Here is a 21,897-nt window from a genome sequence, read left to right as displayed (position 1 = left end):
GGGATGGCCGCATCCCGCCCCTATTCCGGCCAGGTGACCACGTGGTAGTCCAGCAGGTCGGCGCGGGATTCGGCGATGACCTTGCCGCGCACCGAGATGCCGGCCCGGTGCACCGTTTCGGAGTCGCCGGACACCAGCGGATGCCACCATTGCAGCACCTTGCCTTCGGAGAGCACCCGGTAGGCGCAGGTTGACGGCAGCCATTTGAGGGTGGGCAGCACCACCGGGCTCAGTTCGACGCAGTCCGGCACCGAATCCCAGCGCTTCGCATAATTCTTGCAGCCGCAGGTGTGCAGGTTGAGCAGCCGGCAGGCCACGTTGGTGTAGTGGACCTCGCCGGTATCGGCGTCCTCGAGCTTGTGCAGGCAGCAGCGGCCGCAGCCGTCGCAGAGCGATTCCCACTGTGCGCGGGTCATGGCCGACAAGGGCGTGGTCCGCCAGAACGGCGGACCCTCCTCTGTCACCTTATCCCCGGTCGTGTTGGCGGATGAACTCGGAGACATTGGGATAGACCTCTTCACGCCAGCGGCGGCCGTTGAAGACGCCATAATGGCCCACCTTGGGCTGCAGGTGGTAGCGCTGCTTCTCGGGCGCCAGATTGACGCACAGGTCGTGGGCCGCCTTGGTCTGGCCGACGCCGGTGATGTCGTCCTTCTCGCCCTCGATGGTCATCAGGGCGGTGTGGCGGATGGCGGCGGGATCGACCTTGCGGCCCCGGGACACCATGATGCCGCGCGGCAGGTGGTGCTCCTGGAACACCTTGCGGATGGTCTCCAGGTAGTAGCCGGCCGGCAGGTCCATCACCGACAGGTACTCGTCGTAGAACTCGCGGTGCTGGGCGGCGGAATCGCCGTCGCCCTTGACCATGTTCTGGAACAGCTTGACGTGCTCGCCCACGTGGCGCTCCAGGTTCATGCTCATGAAGCCGTGCAGCTGCAGGAAGCCGGGATAGACCTTGCGGCCGTGGCCGGGATAGTTCATGGGCACCGAGTGGATCACCGTGCGCTCGAACCACGAATGGGGCTTGTGGGTGGCCACCTCGTTGACCTTGGTGGGATTGATGCGGGTGTCGATGGGCCCGCCCATCATCAGCATGGAGCGCGGCTGGTTGGGATTGCCCGCGGCGGCCATCAGCGACACCGCCGCCAGCATGGGCACCGACGGCTGGCACACCGCCATGATGTGGGTGTCCGGCCCCAGGACCTCCATGAACTCCACCAGCATGTCGATATAATCGTCCAGGGTGAAGTCGCCCTGGGCCAGCGGCACGTTGCGGGCGTCGATCCAGTCGGTGATATAGACGTCGTGCTCGTGCAGCATGGTCTCCACCGTGCCGCGCAGCAGGGTGGCGAAGTGCCCGGACATGGGGGCCAGCAGCAGAACCTTGGGGTCGTTGCGCCCCTCGACGCCGCGCTTGAAGTGCAGCAGGTTGCAGAACGGGGTCTCGTGGACCACCTGCTCGACCACGTTCACCGTCTCGCCGTCCACCGTGGTGGTGGGCAGGTTGAAGGGCGGCTTGGGGTAGCGCCTCGTGGTGCGCTCCACCAGCTCCGCCGTCGCCGCCACCGTGCGGCCGAACTTGGTATAGGCCATGGGCACCCAGGGGTGGCTGTACACCGACTGCATGGCCTCGGCCAGCAGGCGCATGGGGGCGAAAGCGTGGTGCTGCATTTCGTGCAGGTGATAGAGCATGTCCGTCAATCCCAGGCTGGTTGGAACGGTGGCTTGTTCTTTTGTTACAGCTTGACGCCACTCCTCGCAATAAAATTATTCGGTACTCGGCTGCCTATTTCGCCTTGACCCTGGAATCATTTTATGCTGCGCCGCAGCAAGTTCAAGGAGCAGCGGCGTCGATCAGATGGACGAAGGAGCCCATCACCCGGCCCGCCACCAGCCCGGCGCCGCCCAGCGCCGCCCCCGGCGCATCGGCGACGGCGAACAGCGGCGCCCCCTGCTCGGCCAGGATGGAGGCGTAGTGGAATTCATGGCCGCGAAAGGCGGCGCCCGCCCCGCCCAGCGGCCCAGCGGCGGCCAGGGTGGCGCGGCGATAGCCCAGGTGCAGCTTCCGCCGGGCGAACGAGGTCTCCAGCCCCAGCAGCCCGGCCATGGCGTGACGGGTTCCGTCCGCGTCCTCCATGCCGCGTCCCAGCACCATGTAGCCGCCGCATTCGCCGTAGAGCACCGCCCCGCGGGCGGCGGCGGCGCGCAGGCCGTCCAGGAAGGCGGCATTGCCCGCCAGCGGGCCGGCATGCAGCTCGGGATAGCCGCCCGGCAGATAGACGGCGTCGGCGGTCTCCATGGGCCCCTGGCCGGCCAGGGGGGAGAAGAACGACAGATCGACCCCGGCGGCGCGCCAGCCTTCCAGCATGGCGGGATAGGCGAAGGCGAAGGCGGTGTCGCGGGCCACGGCGATGCGCTGGCCCAGGGGGGGGACGGGAATGCCCCCCTCTCCCCCGCCCAGGCGCGAGGGTCCGGCCAGGCCCACCAGCCCGTCCACGTCCAGATGCTCGGCCGCCAGGGCGGCGGCGCCGTCGAGGAAGGCCTGGAGATCGGCGCGCTCGGCGGCCTGGACCAGCCCCAGATGGCGGGACGGGGTCTCCAGCCCGGCGGACGGCGGCAGGAAGCCCAGCAGCCTGATCTCCGGGCAGGAGATGGCGCAGGCCGCCGCGATGGCCGCCTTGTGCTTCGCCCCCATCACCCGGTTGAAGATCACGCCCCGGATGCGCACCTCGGGCCTGAGATGGGCGAAGCCGGCCAGCACCGCCGCCGCCGAGCCGGTCATGCCGCGCCCGTCGATGACCAGCACCACCGGCCAGCCGGTGGCGGCGGCCAGATCGGCGGTGCTGCCGTCCGGCTGCCCCGCCGGCACGAAGGCGCCGTCGAACAGGCCCATGACGCCCTCGCAGACCAGCAGGTCGGCCCCGTCCGCCGCCCTGGCCGCCAGGGCGCCCAGGGTCTCTGCGCGCATGGCCCAGGAATCCAGGTTGTAGCAGGGCCGCCCCGAGGCGCTCGCGTGGAAGGCGGGATCGATGTAGTCCGGCCCCACCTTGGCCGAGCCCACCGCCATGCCTCTGCGGGTCAGCAGGCGCAGCAGGCCCAGGGTCAGGGTGGTCTTGCCGCTCCCCGAGGCGGGAGCGGCGATGATCAGGCCTTTAGCCAATATGTTTCTTCAGCCCCGCCACCAGATCATCCACCGAGATACCGTGGGTGAAATGGGCGACGAACCGGCCGTCGGGCCCCATCAGGTACAGGATGGCCGAGTGGTCCACCGTGTAGTGCTCCGGCCGGTCGCCCTTGACCTTGGCGGCGTAGACCTTGAACTCCTTGGCCACCTTGGCCACCTCGTCCGGCGTGCCGGTCAGGCCGACGATGTCGGGGGAGAAGGCGCCGACATATTCCTTCATCACCGCCACGGTATCGCGCTCGGGATCGATGGTGACGAAGATGGGCACCACCTTCCTGGCGTAGCCGGGGCCCAGCTTCTCCAGGGTCGCCGTCACCGTCGACAGGGTGGTCGGGCAGACGTCGGGGCAGAAGGTGTAGCCGAAGAAGACCAGCATGTAGCGATTGCGGTAATCGCGGTCGCTGACCGATTTGCCGTTATGGTCGGTCAGCTGGAAGGGGCCGCCGATGGCGGGAACCGCCTTGGCGCCTTCGGAATTCTGGCCGCTCCAGATCACCAGGCGGACACCGACCACCACCAGGGCGACAACGATCACCACCATCAGGGCCAGCAGGCTACGCGAAAACTTCATACCGCTCTCTCCGCATTCAGGAGGCGAGAAGCTGCCAGGCCATGAAGCCCAGCATCCCCGCGTTCAGAACCAACAAGGCGGGCGCCGCCCGCAGCAACGGTCCGCGCCAATGGGACAAGGCCGCCTGCCCCACCGCCGCCACCAGCACCAGCATGGGCACCGTGCCCGCCCAGAAGGCCAGCATGCCGAAGGCGCCGGCCACCGGGTTGCCGCCCGCCGCCGCCGCCGCCAGGGCGGCATAGAGCAGGCCGCAGGGGATGAACCCCAGCATGACGCCCAGCGCCCAGCCGCGCAGCCCGAAGGGCCGCGCGAACAATGGTCCGGCCATGCGTCCCACCGCCCGCGCCCAGCCACTTTCGCCGCCCCCGCCGGCCAGCGCCTTGACTCCGGGCAAGGCCATGGCCAGCAGCAGCAGGGCCGCGACGCCCAGCAGCAGGGCGGCCAGCAGGCGGAACGATCCCGCCCCGCCCAGGATGCCGCCGAAGGTGGCCGCCGCCGCCCCCAGCACCCCGTAGGTGGTGGCGCGGCCCAGATGATAGGGCAGCAGCGCCGCTCCCGCCAGCCGCCGCATCTCGGTCATGCGGCCCAGGGGAATGGCCTCCAGCCGCGCCGCGCATTGCGACAGGGCGAAAGGGCCGCACATACCGGCGCAATGGGTCAGGCTGCCCACCAGACCGGTGACGAACAGCCCGAGGATCAGGTTTTCGCGCCCGTCGATGCCGGCGCGGCAGATACCGATGCCGGCATGGGCCAGACCGGTCAGCGCCTCGATCACGGCATCCACCAATCCAGCTGGCGGCGCAAGGCGACCACCGGGCCGACCACCAGCAGGGCCGGCGGCTTCAGCCCGGCCCGCTCGACCGCGCCGGCGGCTTCGGCCAGGGTGGTTTCCAGCACCGCCTGACGCGGGGTGGCGGCGTCGCAGACCACGGCCACCGCCTCGTCCGCCCGGCGCCCCGCCGCCATCAGGCGCGAGGTCAGGCGGTCCAGATGCTTCAGCCCCATGTAGAACACCAGCACCGGCGCGCCGCGCGCCAGGGCATCCCAATCGAATTCGTCGGGCATCTCGCCGTCGGGTCCGTGGCCGGTGACAAAGGCCACCGCCGAATTGGTTTCCTTGGCGGTCACCGGAATGCCGGCATAGGCCAGCCCGCCGATTCCCGCCGTGATGCCCGGCACGATGCGGAACGGCACCCCGGCCGCCGCCAGGGCCAGGGCCTCCTCCGGCCCGCGCCCGAAGACGAAGGGATCGCCGCCCTTGAGGCGCAGCACCTTCTTGCCCGCCCGTGCCAGTTCGATCAGCCGCGCCGTGATATCGGCTTGCCGCGCCGAGGCCGCGCCGCCGCGCTTGCCCATGGATTCCACCGCCACGCCGGCCGGGATCAGGGCAAGGATACGGCCATCGACCAGGGCGTCGTGCACCACATGCTCGGCACCGCGCAGCCCATGCAGCGCCAGCAGGGTCAGCAGGCCGGGATCACCGGGACCGGCACCGGCCAGCCAGACGGAACCGGGGGCGAAAGCGGGGAGATCGAAGGGCAGGTCGAGCATGGCGGCCCGTACTATAAGGCTTTGCGCGGCGGGAGTCTCACCCCTTGGCCGGACGCAGCACGTGGGTATGGTCCTCGGCATAGAGCCGTGAATCGGTGAACTCGGCCCCGCCCAGCACGCGGCCCACCAGGATCAGGGCGGTGCGGGTCAGCCCCGCCGCCTTCACCGAGTCGCGAATGTCGGCCAGGGTTCCCCGGATGAAGCTCTGGTCCGGCCAGCCCACCCGGAAGGCCACCACCACCGGGCAATCCCCGCCGTAGAGCGGCGACAATTCCTTGACCACATGGGCCAGGTTGCTCACCGACAGGTGGATGGCCAGCGTCGCACCACTTTTGCCCAGCGTCGCCAGATCCTCATTATTGGGCATGGAAGACGAACGCACCGAGGTCCGGGTCAGGATCACCGTCTGGCTGACGTCGGGCAGGGTCAACTCGGTGGCGAGCGCGGCGGCGGCGGCCGCGAAGGCGGGAACCCCGGGGGTCACGTCATAGGCGATGCCCAGAGCGTCCAGGCGGCGCATCTGCTCGGCGATGGCGCCGTAGAGGGAGGGATCGCCGGAATGGATGCGGGCCACCTGCACGCCGAGCTTATGAGCCATCTCCATCTCGGCGATGATCTCATCCAGGTTGAGCGGCGCGGTATCGACCACCCGGGCGTCGGACATGGCCTCGGCGACGATCTCGGCGGGCACCAGCGAACCGGCGTACAGCACCACCGGGCAACGGCGGATCAGGTTCAGCCCCCGCACGGTGATCAGGTCGGGGGCGCCCGGTCCGGCGCCGATGAAATGGACGGTCATGAAATCAATATCCTCGAATGGATCGGGCCCTCGCCCGAGCCCAGTCGGGGCGATGCCCCGAACTCCCTTCGCGTTGCGACGAAGACGGTTCGGGGAGTGACCTGAAGACTCAGCCGCAGCCGCCGACGCCGCCGGCGCCGCAGCCGCAGCCACTGCCGCGCACCTGATCGGGCTGGACGTGCAGGGCGGCCACGCCGGGCAGCTCCTTGCCCTCCAGCCATTCCAGGAAGGCGCCGCCCGCCGTGGAGATGTAGGAGAACTTGTCCTCGACCCCCGCCTTGGCCAGGGCCGAGACGGTATCGCCGCCGCCGCCCACGGTCAGCAGCCCGCCCTTGGCGGTCAGCGCGGCGGCCGCCTGGGCCACGGCGTTGGTGGCCTTGTCGAAGGGGGCGATCTCGAAGGCGCCCAGCGGGCCGTTCCACACCAGAGTCTTGCAGCCTTCCAGCAGCCGGGCCACCGCCTCGGCCGAAGCCGGACCGGCGTCGAGGATCATCTTGTCCTCGGGCACCGCGTCGACGCCGACCACGGCATTGGCGGCGTTCTCGGCGAACTCGCCGGCCACCACGACGTCGGTGGGAAGGATGATGCGGCACTTGGCCGCCTCGGCCTTCTTGATGATCTCGCGGGCGGTGCCGGCCAGATCCTTCTCGCACAGGCTCTTGCCCACCTGCTTTCCCTGGGCGAACAGGAAGGTGTTGGCCATGCCGCCGCCGATGATCAGGTAGTCCACCTTGGCCACCAGATTGCCCAGCAGATCCAGCTTGGTGGAGACCTTGGCGCCGCCGACGATGGCGGCCACCGGCTTCTCCGGCATTTCCAGCGCCTTGCCCAGCGCTTCCAGCTCGGCCTGCATCAGGCGGCCGGCGGCGGCGGGCAGCAGGTGCGCCAGACCCTCGGTGGAGGCATGCGCCCGATGGGCGGTGGAGAAGGCGTCGTTGATGTAGAAATCACCCAGGGCGGCCAGGGCCTTGGCGAAGGCGGGGTCGTTCTTCTCTTCCTCGGGATGGAAGCGGACGTTTTCCAGCAGGGCGATGTCGCCGTCCTTCATGGCGGCGATCAGCTTTTCCGCTTCCGGCCCGATGCAGTCGTCGGCCCAGGCCACGGTCTTGCCCACCGCGCGCGCCAGCGGCTCGACCAGCAGCTTCTGCGAGTACTTGTCCTCGCGCCCCTTGGGGCGGCCGAAATGGGTCAGCACGATGACCCTGGCGCCCTTGGCGGCCAGCTGGATCAGCGTGGCGGCCGAGCGGTCGATCCGGGTGGTATCGGTGACCTTGCCGTCCTTGGCCGGCACGTTGAGGTCGGCGCGCACCAGCACCCGCTTGCCCTTGACGTCGAGCTTGTCGATGGTCCGGAACATGGAAGCGTCCTTATGTCTTGAAGGTGACGGGCGGAAGGCAAACCCTTCCGCCCGAACCGGAGCGAAGCGGCCTACTTGGCGATATGCTGCAGGAAGCGCAGCATGTTGCAGGTGTAGCCGTACTCGTTGTCGTACCAGGTGACGACCTTGACGAAGGTGCTGTCCAGCGCGATGCCGGCATCGGCATCGAAGATGGACGGCAGGTTGCAGCCGACGAAATCGGTGGCGACCACCTTGTCCTCGGTGTAGCCCAGCACGCCCTTCAGCTCACCCTCGGAGGCGGCCTTCATGGCCTTGCAGATGTCCTCGTAGCTGGCGTCCTTGTTCAACTCGACGGTCAGGTCGACCACCGAGACGTCCGAGGTGGGAACGCGGAAGGCCATGCCGGTCAGCTTCTTGTTCAGCTCGGGCAGCACCTTGCCCACCGCCTTGGCGGCGCCGGTCGAGGACGGGATGATGTTTTCCAGGATGCCGCGGCCGCCGCGCCAATCCTTGGACGACGGGCCGTCCACGGTCTTCTGGGTGGCGGTGGCGGCGTGCACGGTGGTCATCAGGCCGCGCTTGATGCCCCAGTTGTCGTTCAGCACCTTGGCCACCGGGGCCAGGCAGTTGGTGGTGCACGACGCGGCCGAGACGATCTTCTCGCCGGCATACTTCTTGTGGTTGACGCCGTAGACGAACATCGGCGTCTCGTCCTTGGAGGGCGCGGACATCAGCACCTTCTTGGCGCCGGCCTTCAGGTGCTTCTCCGCCACGTCGGCCGACAGGAACAGGCCGGTGGACTCGATGACGATGTCGGCCTTGACCTCGTCCCACTTCAGTTCGGCCGGGTCCTTGACGGCGGTGAGGCGGATGGTCTTGCCATTGACGATCAGGTTCGAGCCTTCGACCGAGACGTCGCCGTTGAAGCGGCCGTGCACCGAATCGTACTTCAGCATGTAGGCGAGGTAATCGGGCTCGAGGAGGTCGTTGATACCGACGATCTCGATCTCGGGGAATTCCTTCGCCACGGCGCGGAACACCATGCGACCGATGCGGCCGAAGCCGTTGATGCCAACGCGAACAGTCATAATATCCTCCACTTGGTCCGACACGACGTCTTACAGGCACGCCCAGGCCGGGGGCTGAATGGGTGGCGCCGGCGCGCGGTGGATGCGCGCCCTGGCCTGCGAAGTCGGGCAACCATATTGCACAGAGTGAGTTCCGAATCCAGTGCTCGTACGGGGCGGAATTCCGCCATGACTTTGCCGCATTCCAGGGCGATACCAATCGGCCTCTTGTGCCGCCCGCCCGGTTATGCTTCAACCGCTGGCACTGATGTCTCGGCCGTGGGCGCCCCCCGGCGCCCAGACCTACCGACGAGAAGGAATGATCGCCCATGAAGATGCTGTTCGCGCGCCGCCCCATGCTCGCCCTTTCCCTGGCGGCCGGGCTGGCCGCCAGCCCGGCTTTTGCCGCCGACACCGTTGTCGCCAACGTCAACGGCTCCGACATCAAGATGTCGGCGCTGGCCGAATACGGCCGCCAGATGGGTCCCCAGGCCCCCTACGAGGCTGTGCTTGAGGTCGCCATCAACAACCAGCTGGTCTACGAGCTGGCCAAGAAGGAAAAGATGGACGCCGATCCCGACGTCAAGGCGGCCATGAAGCGAGTCGAAATCCAGCTGATGGCCCAGGCCCTGATGCAGAAGAAGGTGCGCGGCGCCGTCAACGACGAGGCCATCAAGGCCCGTTACGACGTGGCGGTGAAGAACTTCGTGCCGCAGGAAGAAGTGCGCGCCCGCCACATCCTGGCGGAAACCGAGGAAGGCGCCCGCTCGATCGTCGCCGACCTGAACCGCGGTTCGGATTTCGGCGAGCTGGCCAAGAGCCGCTCCACCGACAAGGGCTCGGGCGCCATGGGCGGCGACCTCGGCTATTTCGTCAAGGACGCCATGGTGCCGGAATTCTCCGCCGCCGCCTTCGCCATGCGCCCCGGCGAGGTGTCCAAGACCCCGGTGAAGAGCCAGTTCGGCTATCACGTCATCAAGGTCGAGGACAAGCGGATGGCCTCCATCCCGCCGTTCGACCAGGCCAAGCCGGTCATCGCCCGCCAGATCGCCGAGGAAATCCAGGAAAAGATGGTGGTCGACCTGCGCGAGAAGGCCAAGATCAAGCGGTTCAAGCCCGACGGCACGCCGCTGGAAGCGGCCAAGAAGTAAAAGCCTGAACGGGCCCGGCCAGCGAAAGCGGCCGGGCCTTCTACCCTGTGAGCACGGAAATCCCCGCCATGAGCACCGCCATCTCCCCCCTCGCCCCCAAGGGCTTCCCCGACATGCCCGTCATCGCCGGCATCCGGCTGGCCAGCCATGCCTGCGGCGTCCGCTATGCCGGGCGCACCGACCTGCTGATGGTCGAGATGGACAAGGGCACCAGTGCCGCCGGCGTGTTCACCCGCTCGCTGACGGCCTCGGCGCCGGTGGAATGGTGCCGCGAGGCCGTGGCCAAGGGCTCGGCCCGCGCCCTGGTGGTCAATTCCGGCAACGCCAACGCCTTCACCGGCTCGGTGGGCGTCGCCTCGGTGCGCCGCACGGTGGACTCCACCGCCAGGCTGGTGGGCTGCAAGGAGTCCGAGGTCTACATCGCCTCGACCGGCACCATCGGCGTCCGCCTGCCCGACGAGAAGATCACCGCCGCCCTGGCCGACGTGCGCGCCAAGCTCCAGCCCGGCAACTGGCTGGAGGCCGCCCAGGCCATCATGACCACCGACACCTATCCCAAGGGCGCCACCCGCATTGCGGTGATCGACGGCACCCAGGTGATCATCAACGGCATCGCCAAGGGCGCCGGCATGATCGCGCCCGACATGGCGACCATGCTGTCCTACGTCTTCACCGACGCCGCCTTGCCGTCCGGGGTGCTGCAGGAGCTTCTGTCCAAGGGCGTCGACCGCTCGTTCAATGCCATCACCGTGGATTCCGACACCTCGACCAGCGACACCCTGATGCTGTTCGCCACGGGAAGAGCCGGCAACACGGTGGTCAAGGACGCCAAGGACAAGCGCCTGGCCGATTTCAAGGCCAAACTGTTCGACCTGCTGCTCGACCTGGCGCTGCAGGTGGTCAGGGACGGCGAGGGCGCCACCAAGTTCGTCACCATCCATGTGAGCGGCGCGGCGGGCAAGCGGGCGGCGCGGACCATCGGCATGTCCATCGCCAATTCCCCCCTGGTCAAGACCGCCATCGCCGGCGAGGACGCCAATTGGGGCCGGGTGGTGGCCGCGGTGGGCAAGGCGGGCGAGAAGGCCAACCGCGACAAGCTGTCCATCCGCATGGGCGGCGTGCTGGTGGCCGACCGGGGCGAGATGGCCCACGGCTACGACGAGGCGCCGGTGGCCGCCCACTTCAAGGGCCAGGACATCGTCATGGAGGTGGACGTCGGCGTGGGCAAGGGCAAGGCGACCGTCTATACTTGCGACCTGACCCACGCCTATATCGACATCAACGGGTCCTATCGCACCTGACGGAACGGAGAAAGCGCCATGGCGGAGCGGGGTTGCCGGGAACCGGGCACGGTCTGGGCAGGGCATCCGCTGCTCACCGCCCGGTTGCGCCTGCGTCCGGTCGCGGACAAGGACCTCGACGCCCTGGCGGCGCTGCTCGGCGACTGGGACGTGGTGCGGCTGACCGCCGCCATTCCCCATCCCTACAGCCTGGACGATGCCAAGGCCTTCGTCGCGGACCAGGAAATCCGCCGCATCGAGGGCAAGGGCGTCGCCCTGGCCATGGAACGCACCACCGACGGCGTGCTGGTCGGCGTGATGGGCTTCGGGCTGGAACGGGACGGCGCGCCGGAACTGGGCTACTGGATCGGCAAGGATTTCTGGGGCCAGGGCTACGCCACCGAGGCGGGCCATCGCCTGATCCGCCACCTGTTCGATACCCTGGGCTTCGAGCGGGCATGGGCGTCTTACCACCCCGACAATCTCGCCTCAAAGCGGGTGCTGGAAAAGCTCGGCCTTACCTTTCTCAGGGTCGATACCTGCCCCATGCCGGCACGGGGCGACAGCGTGGTCGCCCCGGTCTTCGAACTGCGCAAGGGCGAATGGCTGATGGCCCGCGGCTTGCGTCCCACCCTGCTGGTGGTGGCCGCCGCCCTGGTGGACGGCGACGGCCGCGTGCTGATGGCGTCGCGGCCCGCCGGCAAGACCATGGCCGGCCTGTGGGAGTTCCCCGGCGGCAAGATCCACGAGGGCGAGACGCCCGAATCCGCCCTGGTGCGCGAGCTGGAGGAGGAGTTGGGCATCGACGTGCGGGAAAGCTGCCTCGCCCCGGTCGCCTTCGCCTCCCACGACTACGACACCTTCCACCTGCTGATGCCACTCTATCTGGTGCGGGTGTGGAAGGGCAACCCCAGCGCCCGCGAAGGGCAGGAACTGCGCTGGGTGCGCGCCGCCCGCCTGGGCGACCTGCCCATGCCGCCCGCCGACATCCCGCTGGTCGCCATCCTGCGGGAATGGGTATAATACACTTCCCTGATATGGGAGACGGTCATGGCCAACGCGGCGATCCTGGTGATCGGCAACGAGATCCTGTCGGGACGCACCCAGGATGCCAACGTCGCCTTTCTGGGCAAGGAACTAGCGGCGCGCGGCGTCACGCTTTCGGAAGTGCGCATCGTCCGCGATGATCAGGCGGCCATCGTCGCCGCCCTGGACGCGCTCCGCTCGTCCCACACCTACGTCTTCACCAGCGGCGGCATCGGCCCCACCCACGACGACATCACCTCGGCGGCGGTGGCCAAGGCCTTCGGCGTGGCGCTGGAGCGCGACCCGGAAGCCGTCCGCCGCCTGCAAAACCGCTACGGCGAAGGCGAGCTGAACGCCGCCCGCCTCAAGATGGCCGAAATTCCGGCCGGCGCCGAACTGGTGGACAACCCCATCAGCCAGGCGCCGGGCTTCCGCCTGGGCAATGTCTTCGTCATGGCCGGCATTCCCGCCATCCTGCGCGCCATGTTCGAAGGCATCCGCCACACCCTGGCCGAGGGGCCGCCCCAGGTCTCGCGCTCCGTCACCCTGACGGTGCGGGAAGGCGACCTGGCCGAGGGCCTGGGCCGCATCCAGGACCGCCACCCCGAGGTGGACGTGGGCTCCTATCCCTCGTTCACCGACGGCCGTTCGCTGGTCACCATCGTGGCACGCGGCACCGATCCCGGGCGCCTGGACAGCGTCATGAGCGAAACCCGCGCCCTGGCGGCCGAACTGGGCGCCGCCGTCGCCGAGGGGTGACCGCCATGACGCCCAGGGAACGCGAGCCGCTGAAATTCCTGGCCCAGCACCTGTGCTACGGCCTGGCCGCCGGGGCGACCTTCGGCGGGCTGGTGCTGGCCACCGATCTCGGCCACATCCGCACCATGGCCATGGATTCCCCCAATCCCGCCCCGGTGCTGCTCCTGCTGTTCGGCGGCCTGTTCGTCACCTTCGGTTCGGTGGCCATGGGGGTGGGGATCATGAGCCTCGCCAAGGACGATGAGGACGACGCCCCTCCCTACTGAACCGGCAGCCTTTTCCCCGCACCCGGCATTTTTTTCCGTCCGGCCGCCCCCGCCCTTCGTCCCGGCCGTCAGGGGCAAGGCATAGAATACAGCAAAAACAACAAGTTATCCGAGACGGCACGACTTGGCCCGCCGCTTGCTGAGGAATGGTCGCGACAGACCGTTCGCCAGCCCAATTCCGCGGGGACAAGACCATGACCGTGCAATCCATCGACAAGCGTGTGGTACCTGAAGCCAACATGACTGCGGTCAGCCAGGACAAGCAGCCCTCCGCCCTGTCGGCGGAAGCCGCCTTCCTGTCGGTGCTGCAGCAGAGCACCCAGCGCTTTTCCGGCAAGACGGGCAATCTGAACGGCCTGATCTCCGGCGACAAGGTCCTGTCCGAGCACATCACCCGCCTGCACATGGAAGTGAAGGTGGACAGCCGCCAGGAAGCCCGCGAGGAAGCCCCGCCGGCGCCCAAGGAGGCCCGCGGCGCCGCCAAGGCCGACAAGCCCCGCGCCGCCGTCGCCGGTGCCGCCAACGCCCGCAAGGGCGACGACGCCGAGGCCGCCCCGGCTCCGGTCAAGGCCGACGACGACACCGCCACCGTCCAGACCGCCGATGCCGATGCCTCGGACGAGGATGCCTCGGCCCACGACGACGACACCGTTCAGGCCCCGCTCGAGACCAAGGCCCAGGACGACGAAGAGATCGTGGTGGCCATCGACGTGACCATCACCGAGACCGTGCAGATCGTCCAGGTCGATACCTCCGGCGACGCTCCCACCCTGGATCTCAACGCCCTGGCCCAGACCGTGCGGGCCCAGCTGACCGGCGCCGACGAGGCCAAGGGCGAGGACGACCCCATGGCCGGCCTGTCCGCCGCCGACCGCCAGCGCATCTCCGACCTGGAGAACCGCCTGGTCAACGAGGTTCTGGACGGCGACCTGGACGACGCCCTGGATGCCGCCACCGAACTGGTCAACCAGATGATTTCCAAGGTCGGCGAGCACAAGGCCGCCACCGAGGCCACCGGCGCCGAGCAGATGGGCGACCTGGCCGACGAGCAGGCCCGCGACCTGGCCGCCATGCTGTCCGGCTCCAACGTCCACCTGGACATCAAGGTCCAGACCAGGACCACCGATGCCGGCCCCACCGCCGCCCAGAATACCGCCACGGTGGTCGAGGCGCTGTCCCTGATCGACCTCGCCGCCCAGGGCGCCGCCGCCCAGGATGCCGGCCCGAACCCGCAGGCGGGACAGGGCTTCGCCTCGGACAAGAATGGCGGCGCCGCCGTGCAGCAGGCCACCGCCGCCCTGAGCCAGGATACCGGCGCCAACCCGGCCGCCGAAGCCGAGGTGCGGCCCTTCACCGCCATGCTGGCCGCCCAGATGGAAGCCAACGTCGCCGACGACGCCGCTCCCGAGCAGCGCACCGTCGCCGGTCTGGCCGGGGTGGGGTCCACCCAGGCCGCCGACAAGGCCTCGGCCGGCCAGGCCGCCCATTCCGCCGCCCGGACGCCCCGTACCCAGCTGCAGGCCCAGGTGATGGAGCAGGTCTCCGTCCAGATCAGCAAGCAGGTCAAAGACGGCGCCGACACCATCAAGATCCAGTTGAAGCCCCATGAGCTGGGCAAGATCGAGATCAAGCTGGAGGTCAGCGCCGACGGCCGCGTCTCGGCCACCGTCACCGCCGACAAGCCCGAGACCCTGGCCATGCTGCAGAAGGACGCCAAGGGCCTGGAAAAGGCCCTGGAGGATTCGGGCCTCAAGCCCGACGGTACCGCCACCACCTTCAGCCTGAAGGGTGGCGAGCAACAGCAGAACGCCGACCGCGGCAACAACAACGCCCGTTCGCGCCGCGGCCGCAACCGTGGCGGCGACGGCGGCGAGGAGGCCCAGCTGGCCGGTGCCGGCGCGGCGCAATCCGCCCGCCAACGCGGCCTCGGCGGACGCTCCGGCGTCGACATCTCGGTGTAGGAGCAGGTCCCATGACCACCGTCGACAACGCAGCCGCAGCAGCCAATGCCGCCAGCACCGGCACCGGATCATCCGCCGGCAAGGCGACCTTGGGCAGCAACTTCAACACGTTCCTGACCATGCTGACCACCCAGCTGAAGCATCAGGACCCGCTGTCGCCCATGGACTCGACCCAGTTCACCAACCAGTTGGTCCAGTTCTCCAGCGTCGAACAGCAGATCAACGCCAATTCCAACCTGGAAAAGCTGATCAAGCTGCAGCAGACGTCCCAGACATCGCAGGGCATCAGCTATCTCGGCCAGACCGTCGAGGTGGCGGGCACCGACCTGCCGCTGCAGGACGGGGCGGCCTCGCTGTCCTACACCCTGCCCAAGGAAGCCCGCGACGTGAAGATCCAGATCAAGGACTCGTCGGGCACCCTGGTCAATACCGCCACCGGCGAGACCTCGTCGGGCCGCCACGAGATGTCCTGGAACGGCAAGGACTCGTCGGGCACCCAGCTGGGCGACGGCCGCTATTCCATCTCCGTGGTGGCCACCGCCGCCGACGGCTCGGCCATCACCGCCACAAGCACCACCTTCGGGCGGATCACCAAGGTCACCAACGACGCCACCAACGGCAGCCAGCTGGTGATGGGCGCCGGGACCAAGGGCAACGACATCACGCTGACCATGGATAAGGTGGTCAGCGTCAACGACAACACGGCTGGCGTCAACTCGGCCCAGGTGGCCGCCGCCAATGCCCAATACCAGGCCGCGCTGGCACAGCTCCAGGCGCTTCAGGCCGCTGCGAACAACACCGGCTCGAGCAGCCAGTAGGAATTAGGATCAGGAGGATATCATGAGCTTGTACGGCGCATTGTTCTCGGGTGTCTCCGGCCTGGCCTCTCAGTCGAGCGCCATGGGAGCCATTTCGGACAACATCACCAACGTGAACACCACCGGCTACAAGGGAGCCAAGGTCAACTTCCAGACCCTGGTGACCAAGCAGGTCTCCCTGACCACCTACTCGCCGGGCGGCGTCCAGTCCAAGCCCAGGGCCGCCATCGACAACCAGGGCCTGCTGCAGGCCACCACCAACTCCACCGACCTCGCCCTGTCGGGCCAGGGCATGTTCGTGGTCAACACCGACCCCGACTCGGCCACCTCCGGCAACGGCATGTTCGCCTACACCCGCGCCGGGTCGTTCAAGGTGGACAAGGAAGGCTATCTGCAGAACGTGTCCGGCTTCTACGTCCAGGGCTGGCCGCTGCAGCCGACCAACAACAACGTCCTGGCCAAGCCGACCGAACTGACCGTCGACGGCAACACCTACATGAAGGCGTACAAGCAGGACGACGGCACCTTCCACTACGTCAACCAGAACATTATCAACCCACAGGAAGTGAAGTCCCTCAATCTGAAGACCATCGGCGGCACCGCCGACCAGACCACTCAGATCAAGATGGGCGCCAACCTGCCGTCGGGCGACACCATCTACAACCCGGCCAGCACCTCCTCGTCGGGCTATCACCAGACCAGCGTGCTGATCTACGACAGCCTGGGCGACACCCATAATTTCAACGTCAACTGGACGAAGACCAATTCGAACCAGTGGGACGTGGAAACCAAGAGCAACTTCTTCTCGGTCTCCACCACGCTGACCGACGTCAAGCAGAACGACACCGCCGCCCTCAAGCTCTATGGCGGCGCCGACGGCAACACCAGCCAGGGCGTCACCACCCTGATCGCCGCCAACACCACCGATCTCGGCTATTTCGCCGGCACCGGCGCCATCGCCATGCCGGCCGGCACCCTGACCACCGCGGACATCCCCATCGGCTCGGTCCTCAACGTCTCCGGCGCCTCGGGCACCGCCAGCACCAATAACGGCGACTGGTACGTCAGCGGCACGGTCGCCACCACGCCCGCCGTCACCGACGACATCCCGGTGGCTTCGGCGACCGTGGTCATCGGCGGCAGCACCAAGACCTACAGCACCAATCCGAGCTTCACCGCCGCCACCCAGGAACTGGACCTGGGCGAACTGGCCACCAACACCTACGCGGTCGACGACTACATCAAGGTCAGCAACTCGGACAGCACCACGACCAATACCGGCTATTACCGGATCACCGCCGTCGCCAACGGCGCCACCACGGTGCTGACGCTGACCCCGGCCGACTACATCACCACCTCGACCGCCCCCTACCAGGAGCAGCGCGGCGTCAACCCGCCCTCGGGCGCCGCCTCCATGGACATCCTGGACGGCTCGACCCCCTCGCTGGTCTATGCCAGCCAGGCCCGCCTCGACTTCGTCGCCTCCTCGGCCGCCGACATTTCGTCGCTCAACGAAAAGACCTTCGCCATCACCGTCGGCGGCGAAACCCTGAACGTGTACTTCGACACCACCGGCACCATCACCCCGGTGGCCGGCAAGGAAGTCGTCATCAACCTCAACAACACCACCTACACCTCGGGCTCGGACGTCGCCACCCTGGTGGCCCAGGCGCTGCGCAACCCGCGCAACTGGGACAGCAGCACCAATGCCGCCCTGGCCGCCGACGTGATCTCCCTGGGCTCGACCATCCCGCTGTTCCGCGCCAACGGCTCGACGGTGGAGGTCATCCAGCAGCAGGGCGCCTCGACCATGAGCTTCAACTGCACCGACATGGAATCGACCCTGGCCCAGTCGCAGACCCGCAACTGGACCTCGTCCATTCCCTCGCTGGACAACGTGGACGGCGAGTTCACTCTGAACGCCATCACCGTCACCGACCCGGCCATCACCTTCAACGGCGACGGCACCCCCAAGGAGGTCAACGTCTCCAAGATGGCGGTCAACTGGACCAACGGCGCGCAATCCATGACCCTGGTGCCCAACGGCACCGGCGCCGACCAGCGCATCGACTGGTTCGTGGGCAACACCTCGCAGGCCGACGGCATGACCCAGCTGGGCGGCACCTACCAGCTGGCCTATCTGACCCAGAACGGCGCCAAGTTCGGCAACTTCTCGGGCGTGTCGGTGGGTACCGACGGCGTGGTCACCGCCCTGTTCGACAACGGCGTCCGCCGCCCGGTGTTCCAGATCCCGGTGGCCACCTTCACCAACCCCAACGGCCTGGAATCGCTGACCGGCAATTCCTGGATCGAGACCAACACCTCGGGCTCCTACACCCTGCGCGTCGCCAACAACGCCGGCGCCGGCTCGGTGCAGTCGGCCTCGCTGGAAGCCTCGACCGTCGACATCGGCTCGGAGTTCACCACCATGATCGTCACCCAGCGCGCCTACTCGGCGGCGGCCAAGATCATCACCACCGCCGACCAGATGCTGGACGAACTGGTGCAGATCAAGCGGTAGGCACCCCATCCCGCTTCCTGACGGAATCCGGCGGCCAGAAGGCCGCCGGATTGATTCCAGGCGGACCGTCGGGAGGCATCCAAACTACGGCAAAACCCGACCCGGCAAAAATTGCCGGGCGTTAACCATCTCTTCAGCGCCACGACCTTAGTCTGTCATCTGGACGTGTGTGCCGGCCGGCGGCGCATGCGTGCACGCGATGGAGACGACGTGAACGCATTCCTGCAGATGCTGCGCGGCCTGGGACCCATGCGGCTGGCCGCCATCGCTGGCGTCGGTGTCAGCATCCTGGGCTTCTTCATCTATCTGATGAGCCGCGTCGCCGCGCCGCAGATGGAGTTGCTCTACGGCGATCTCGACCTGGGCGATTCCAAGCAGATCATCGAGAAGCTGACCGCCGACAAGATCCCCTACGAACTCCGGAAGGACGGCACCGAGGTCTGGGTGCCCAAGGACCGCAAGCTGGACCTGCGCGTGCGCATGGCCGAGCAGGCGCTGCCCGCCGGCGGCCGCATGGCCGGCTACGAGCTGTTCGACAAGCAGGACGCCCTGGGCTCCACCAGCTTCCAGCAGAACATCACCATGATCCGCGCCCTGGAAGGCGAGCTGTCCAAGACCATCCGCTCCATCGACAAGGTCAAGGCGGCCCGCGTCCATCTGGTGCTGCCCAAGCGCGAGGCGTTCTCCCGCGACACCCAGGAGCCGTCCGCCTCGGTGATCATCAAGATGAACGGCGCCCAGCGCCTGGACAAGGGCCAGACCTCGGCCATCCAGCACCTGATCGCCGCCGCCGTCCCCAAGATGAAGCCGTCGCGCATCTCCATCGTCGACGACAAGGGCACCCTGCTGGCCAAGGGCTTCGAGAACTCCAAGGAGTTCCAGGCCCAGACCGCCGAGGAGATGAAGGTCCGGACCGAGGTCAAGCTGGTCAAGACCATCGAGGACCTGCTGGAGCGCTCGCTCGGCCCGGGCCGCGTACGCGCCGAGGTCACGGTGGACATGGACATGAGCCATGCGGTCACCACCGAGGAGACCTTCGATCCCGAGACCAAGGTGGTCCGCTCCCAGGTCACCGTCAACGAGGGCGAGCAGAGCCAGGACGCCGAGCCCACCCCGGTCACCGTGCAGCAGAACCTGCCCGATCCCAACGCCAGTTCATCGGGCAACATCCGCACCTCGACCAAAATCAACAAGAACCAGGAAACGGTGAACTACGAGATCTCGCGCAAAACCAGGAACACGGTCCGCGAGATGGGTGAGATCCGCAAGGTCTCGGCCGCCGTCATCGTCGACGGCGTGCGCGAGAAATCCTCGGACGGCAAGCAGACCACCTACCGCGAGCGGACGCCCGAGGAACTCACCCAGATCGAGGCCCTGGTCAAGTCGGCCATCGGCTTCACCAAGGACCGCGACGACCAGGTCAAGGTCGCCTCCATGCCCTTCTACAAGGGCGAGGAGCTGGACATGGCCGAGGAGCCCGGCGAGTTCATCTTCGGCATGCGCCGCGACTTCATCGAGAAGGTGGCGTCGAACCTGGGCCTCTCCGTGGTGGCCATTCTGTTCCTGCTGCTGGTGCTGCGCCCGCTGATCAGCCGGGCCATCGAGTCCATGCAGGGCCAGGTCGGCCCCGACGGCCGCCGCCTGCTGACCGCCGAGGGCGGCGCCCTGCCGCAGCTCACCGGCCCCAGCGGTGCCGCCATGCCGGCGCCCCTGGGCGGCGAGGAAGAGGTCATCGCCGACGAACTCATCGACATCGACAAGGTGGAGGGCCGCGTCAAGGCCTCCTCGATCCGCAAGATCGGCGAAATCGTCGAGAAGCACCCGGAAGAGGCTCTGTCCATCATCCGCAACTGGCTCTACCAGGAAAGCTGATAGGGAACCGCCATGGCACGCGTCAAGGAAGACTACCGCAGCCTCACCGGCCCCCAGAAGGCCGCCATGTTCATGCTGTCCTTGAACGAGGAGCACTCGTCCAAGCTGTTCGGCATGCTGGGCGACGACGAGATCAAGGAACTGTCCCAGATCATGGCCAGCCTTGGCACCGTGTCGTCCAACCTGGTGGAGCGCGTCTTCGTCGAATTCGCCGACGCCCTGTCGTCCACCGGCTCGCTGACCGGCTCGTTCGACACCACTGAACGCCTGCTGATGAAGAGCCTGGACAAGGACCGCGTCAACTCCATCATGGAGGAAATCCGCGGTCCCGCCGGCCGTACCATGTGGGACAAGCTGGGCAACGTGTCCGAGCAGGTGCTGGCCAACTACCTGAAGAACGAATATCCGCAGACCGTGGCCGTGGTGCTGGCCAAGATCAAGCCCGACCACGCGTCGCGCGTGCTGGCCATCCTGCCCGAGAACTTCGCCATGGAAGTCATCATGCGCATGCTGCGCATGGAGGCGGTGCAGAAGGAAGTGCTGGACGGCGTGGAAAAGACGCTCCGGACCGAGTTCATGACCAACCTGGCCCGTACCCAGCGCCGGGATTCCCACGAACTGATGGCCGACATCTTCAACAACCTGGACCGCAACACCGAAAACCGCTTCATGTCGGCCCTGGAGGAGCGCAACCGCGAAAGCGCGGAAAAGATCAAGGCGCTGATGTTCACCTTCGACGACCTCACCCGCATCGACGCCGCCGGCATCCAGGTGCTGCTGCGCTCGGTGGAGAAGGACAAGCTGGCCATCGCGCTGAAGGGCGGCGCCGACGCCGTCAAGGAACTGTTCTTCAAGAACATGTCCGAGCGCGCCGGCAAGATGCTGCGCGAGGACATGGAGGCCCTGGGCCCGGTCCGCCTCAGGGACGTGGATCAGGCCCAGGCCGCCATCGTGGTCATGGCCAAGGAACTGGCGGCATCGGGACAGATCGTCATCTCCGAGGGCCGCGAAGAAGACGAGCTGGTGTACTAAGCCATGGCTTATCAGAAGTACATGTTCGACCTGGATTTCGGCCCGCCGCCCGCCACGCGGCCGAAGACGGCCGAGCAGGCCGAGGACAGCTACCAGGCCGAGCCCGAACCCGAGCCGCCGCCGCCGCCCACCTTCACCGAAGAGGATCTCCAGGTGGTGCGCGAGGCGGCCTACGAGGAAGGCCACCGCAACGGCATGGCCGAGGCCAACGAAACCCAGCAGGCCCTGCTGGCCGCCTCGCTGGAGCGGGTGTCCAACGCGCTCGCCATGCTGGACGCCGCCCAGGCCGACGCCAACGACGACAACCAGCGGGTCGCCGCCAGGGTGGCCCTGGCGGTGCTGAAGAAGGTGCTGCCCGCCGCCTGCGAACAGAACGCCTTCGAGGAGGTCGTCCGCACCGTGCAGGAATGCCTGGGCCACGTGCTGGACGAGCCGCGCATCATCGTCCGGGTGGATTCCTCGCTGGTCGATCCCCTGCGCGAGCGCCTGGAGCAATCGGCCATCGAGCACGGCTTCGAGGGCCGCGTGGTGGTCCAGGCCGACGCCCGGGTGGCCATCGGCGATTGCCGGGTGGAATGGACCGACGGAGGTGCGGAACGCGATCAGACCCGCCTGATCGCCGATATCGAGACGGCGGTGAACCGGGCCCTGGCGCCGCCCGAACACCGCCCGGAGGAATGAAGGCTGTATGGTGGAACCG

Annotated in this window: 20 protein-coding genes and 1 pseudogene; 12 read left to right on the top strand and 9 right to left on the bottom strand. The window is 67.6% G+C overall.

Features of this window, described 5'->3' with window-relative positions:
• Positions 1-20: 20 nt before the first annotated feature.
• The 9 genes from H261_RS04440 to gap form a co-directional block, all read right to left on the bottom strand.
• On the bottom strand, positions 21-503 hold the full coding sequence (locus H261_RS04440; RefSeq protein WP_052004155.1) for a YcgN family cysteine cluster protein: 483 nt from the start codon (positions 501-503) through the stop codon (positions 21-23).
• A complete protein-coding gene (locus H261_RS04435) occupies positions 466-1,692 on the bottom strand; it encodes a polyhydroxyalkanoate depolymerase (protein ID WP_008614790.1) in 1,227 nt (408 codons plus the stop codon). Before H261_RS04435 ends, H261_RS04440 begins: the two co-directional genes overlap by 38 nt.
• A gap of 142 nt (positions 1,693-1,834) precedes the next feature.
• Positions 1,835-3,160: a cobyrinate a,c-diamide synthase gene (locus tag H261_RS04430; protein ID WP_008614788.1), complete on the bottom strand. Its 1,326-nt coding sequence runs from the start codon at positions 3,158-3,160 to the stop codon at positions 1,835-1,837.
• Positions 3,153-3,755 carry an SCO family protein gene (locus tag H261_RS04425; RefSeq protein WP_008614786.1) on the bottom strand — a complete coding sequence of 201 codons (603 nt, stop codon included), beginning with the start codon at positions 3,753-3,755 and terminating at the stop codon, positions 3,153-3,155. The genes H261_RS04430 and H261_RS04425 overlap by 8 nt, the downstream gene beginning before the upstream one ends.
• Before the next feature lie 16 nt (positions 3,756-3,771).
• Positions 3,772-4,530 carry a sulfite exporter TauE/SafE family protein gene (locus tag H261_RS04420; RefSeq protein WP_040475699.1) on the bottom strand — a complete coding sequence of 253 codons (759 nt, stop codon included), beginning with the start codon at positions 4,528-4,530 and terminating at the stop codon, positions 3,772-3,774.
• Positions 4,527-5,306 carry a uroporphyrinogen-III C-methyltransferase gene (gene cobA / locus H261_RS04415; protein ID WP_008614782.1) on the bottom strand — a complete coding sequence of 260 codons (780 nt, stop codon included), beginning with the start codon at positions 5,304-5,306 and terminating at the stop codon, positions 4,527-4,529. Before cobA ends, H261_RS04420 begins: the two co-directional genes overlap by 4 nt.
• Before the next feature lie 37 nt (positions 5,307-5,343).
• Entirely contained in the window at positions 5,344-6,105 is a 762-nt protein-coding gene (gene cobM / locus H261_RS04410; RefSeq protein WP_008614781.1) for a precorrin-4 C(11)-methyltransferase, read from the bottom strand.
• Positions 6,106-6,214: 109 nt separating this feature from the next.
• Positions 6,215-7,462 (bottom strand): phosphoglycerate kinase, encoded by a 1,248-nt coding sequence (locus tag H261_RS04405; RefSeq protein ID WP_008614780.1) that lies wholly within the window; start codon positions 7,460-7,462, stop codon positions 6,215-6,217.
• 71 nt (positions 7,463-7,533) lie between these two features.
• Positions 7,534-8,532: a type I glyceraldehyde-3-phosphate dehydrogenase gene (gene gap / locus H261_RS04400; RefSeq protein WP_008614779.1), complete on the bottom strand. Its 999-nt coding sequence runs from the start codon at positions 8,530-8,532 to the stop codon at positions 7,534-7,536.
• A gap of 308 nt (positions 8,533-8,840) precedes the next feature.
• On the opposite strand from gap, the gene H261_RS04395 reads away from it, so the two are divergent.
• From H261_RS04395 to H261_RS04345, 12 genes and pseudogenes are all read left to right on the top strand, one after another.
• Entirely contained in the window at positions 8,841-9,662 is an 822-nt protein-coding gene (locus H261_RS04395; protein WP_008614778.1) for a peptidylprolyl isomerase, read from the top strand.
• 68 nt (positions 9,663-9,730) lie between these two features.
• The gene (gene argJ, locus H261_RS04390; RefSeq protein ID WP_008614777.1) at positions 9,731-10,963 is read left to right on the top strand and encodes a bifunctional glutamate N-acetyltransferase/amino-acid acetyltransferase ArgJ; all 1,233 of its coding nucleotides are present in this window, start codon (positions 9,731-9,733) and stop codon (positions 10,961-10,963) included.
• Between the two features lie 18 nt (positions 10,964-10,981).
• Positions 10,982-11,452, top strand: a pseudogene (locus H261_RS26845) (GNAT family N-acetyltransferase); the annotation flags it as partial.
• A 99-nt stretch (positions 11,453-11,551) separates the two neighbouring features.
• Positions 11,552-11,965: an 8-oxo-dGTP diphosphatase MutT gene (mutT, locus tag H261_RS26840; protein ID WP_456095267.1), complete on the top strand. Its 414-nt coding sequence runs from the start codon at positions 11,552-11,554 to the stop codon at positions 11,963-11,965.
• Between the two features lie 27 nt (positions 11,966-11,992).
• Positions 11,993-12,727, top strand: a complete 735-nt coding sequence (locus H261_RS04380) for a competence/damage-inducible protein A (protein ID WP_008614775.1) — start codon at positions 11,993-11,995, stop codon at positions 12,725-12,727.
• Between the two features lie 5 nt (positions 12,728-12,732).
• On the top strand, positions 12,733-12,993 hold the full coding sequence (locus tag H261_RS04375; protein WP_008614774.1) for a hypothetical protein: 261 nt from the start codon (positions 12,733-12,735) through the stop codon (positions 12,991-12,993).
• A 194-nt stretch (positions 12,994-13,187) separates the two neighbouring features.
• Positions 13,188-14,954: a flagellar hook-length control protein FliK gene (locus H261_RS04370; protein ID WP_008614773.1), complete on the top strand. Its 1,767-nt coding sequence runs from the start codon at positions 13,188-13,190 to the stop codon at positions 14,952-14,954.
• Between the two features lie 11 nt (positions 14,955-14,965).
• The gene (locus H261_RS04365; protein WP_008614772.1) at positions 14,966-15,772 is read left to right on the top strand and encodes a flagellar hook assembly protein FlgD; all 807 of its coding nucleotides are present in this window, start codon (positions 14,966-14,968) and stop codon (positions 15,770-15,772) included.
• A 22-nt stretch (positions 15,773-15,794) separates the two neighbouring features.
• A complete protein-coding gene (locus H261_RS04360) occupies positions 15,795-18,293 on the top strand; it encodes a flagellar hook-basal body complex protein (RefSeq protein ID WP_040475694.1) in 2,499 nt (832 codons plus the stop codon).
• A gap of 210 nt (positions 18,294-18,503) precedes the next feature.
• Positions 18,504-20,165, top strand: a complete 1,662-nt coding sequence (gene fliF, locus H261_RS04355; RefSeq protein WP_008614769.1) for a flagellar basal-body MS-ring/collar protein FliF — start codon at positions 18,504-18,506, stop codon at positions 20,163-20,165.
• Between the two features lie 12 nt (positions 20,166-20,177).
• On the top strand, positions 20,178-21,197 hold the full coding sequence (gene fliG / locus H261_RS04350; RefSeq protein WP_008614767.1) for a flagellar motor switch protein FliG: 1,020 nt from the start codon (positions 20,178-20,180) through the stop codon (positions 21,195-21,197).
• 3 nt (positions 21,198-21,200) lie between these two features.
• Positions 21,201-21,878, top strand: coding sequence for a FliH/SctL family protein (locus H261_RS04345; RefSeq protein WP_008614765.1), 678 nt, complete (start codon positions 21,201-21,203; stop codon positions 21,876-21,878).
• Positions 21,879-21,897 lie beyond the last annotated feature (19 nt).

This window comes from Paramagnetospirillum caucaseum, from assembly GCF_000342045.1.
GTDB lineage: Bacteria > Pseudomonadota > Alphaproteobacteria > Rhodospirillales > Magnetospirillaceae > Phaeospirillum > Phaeospirillum caucaseum.
Note: the sequence above shows the minus strand (reverse complement) of the source record. Positions and strands in the feature narration are given on the sequence as shown.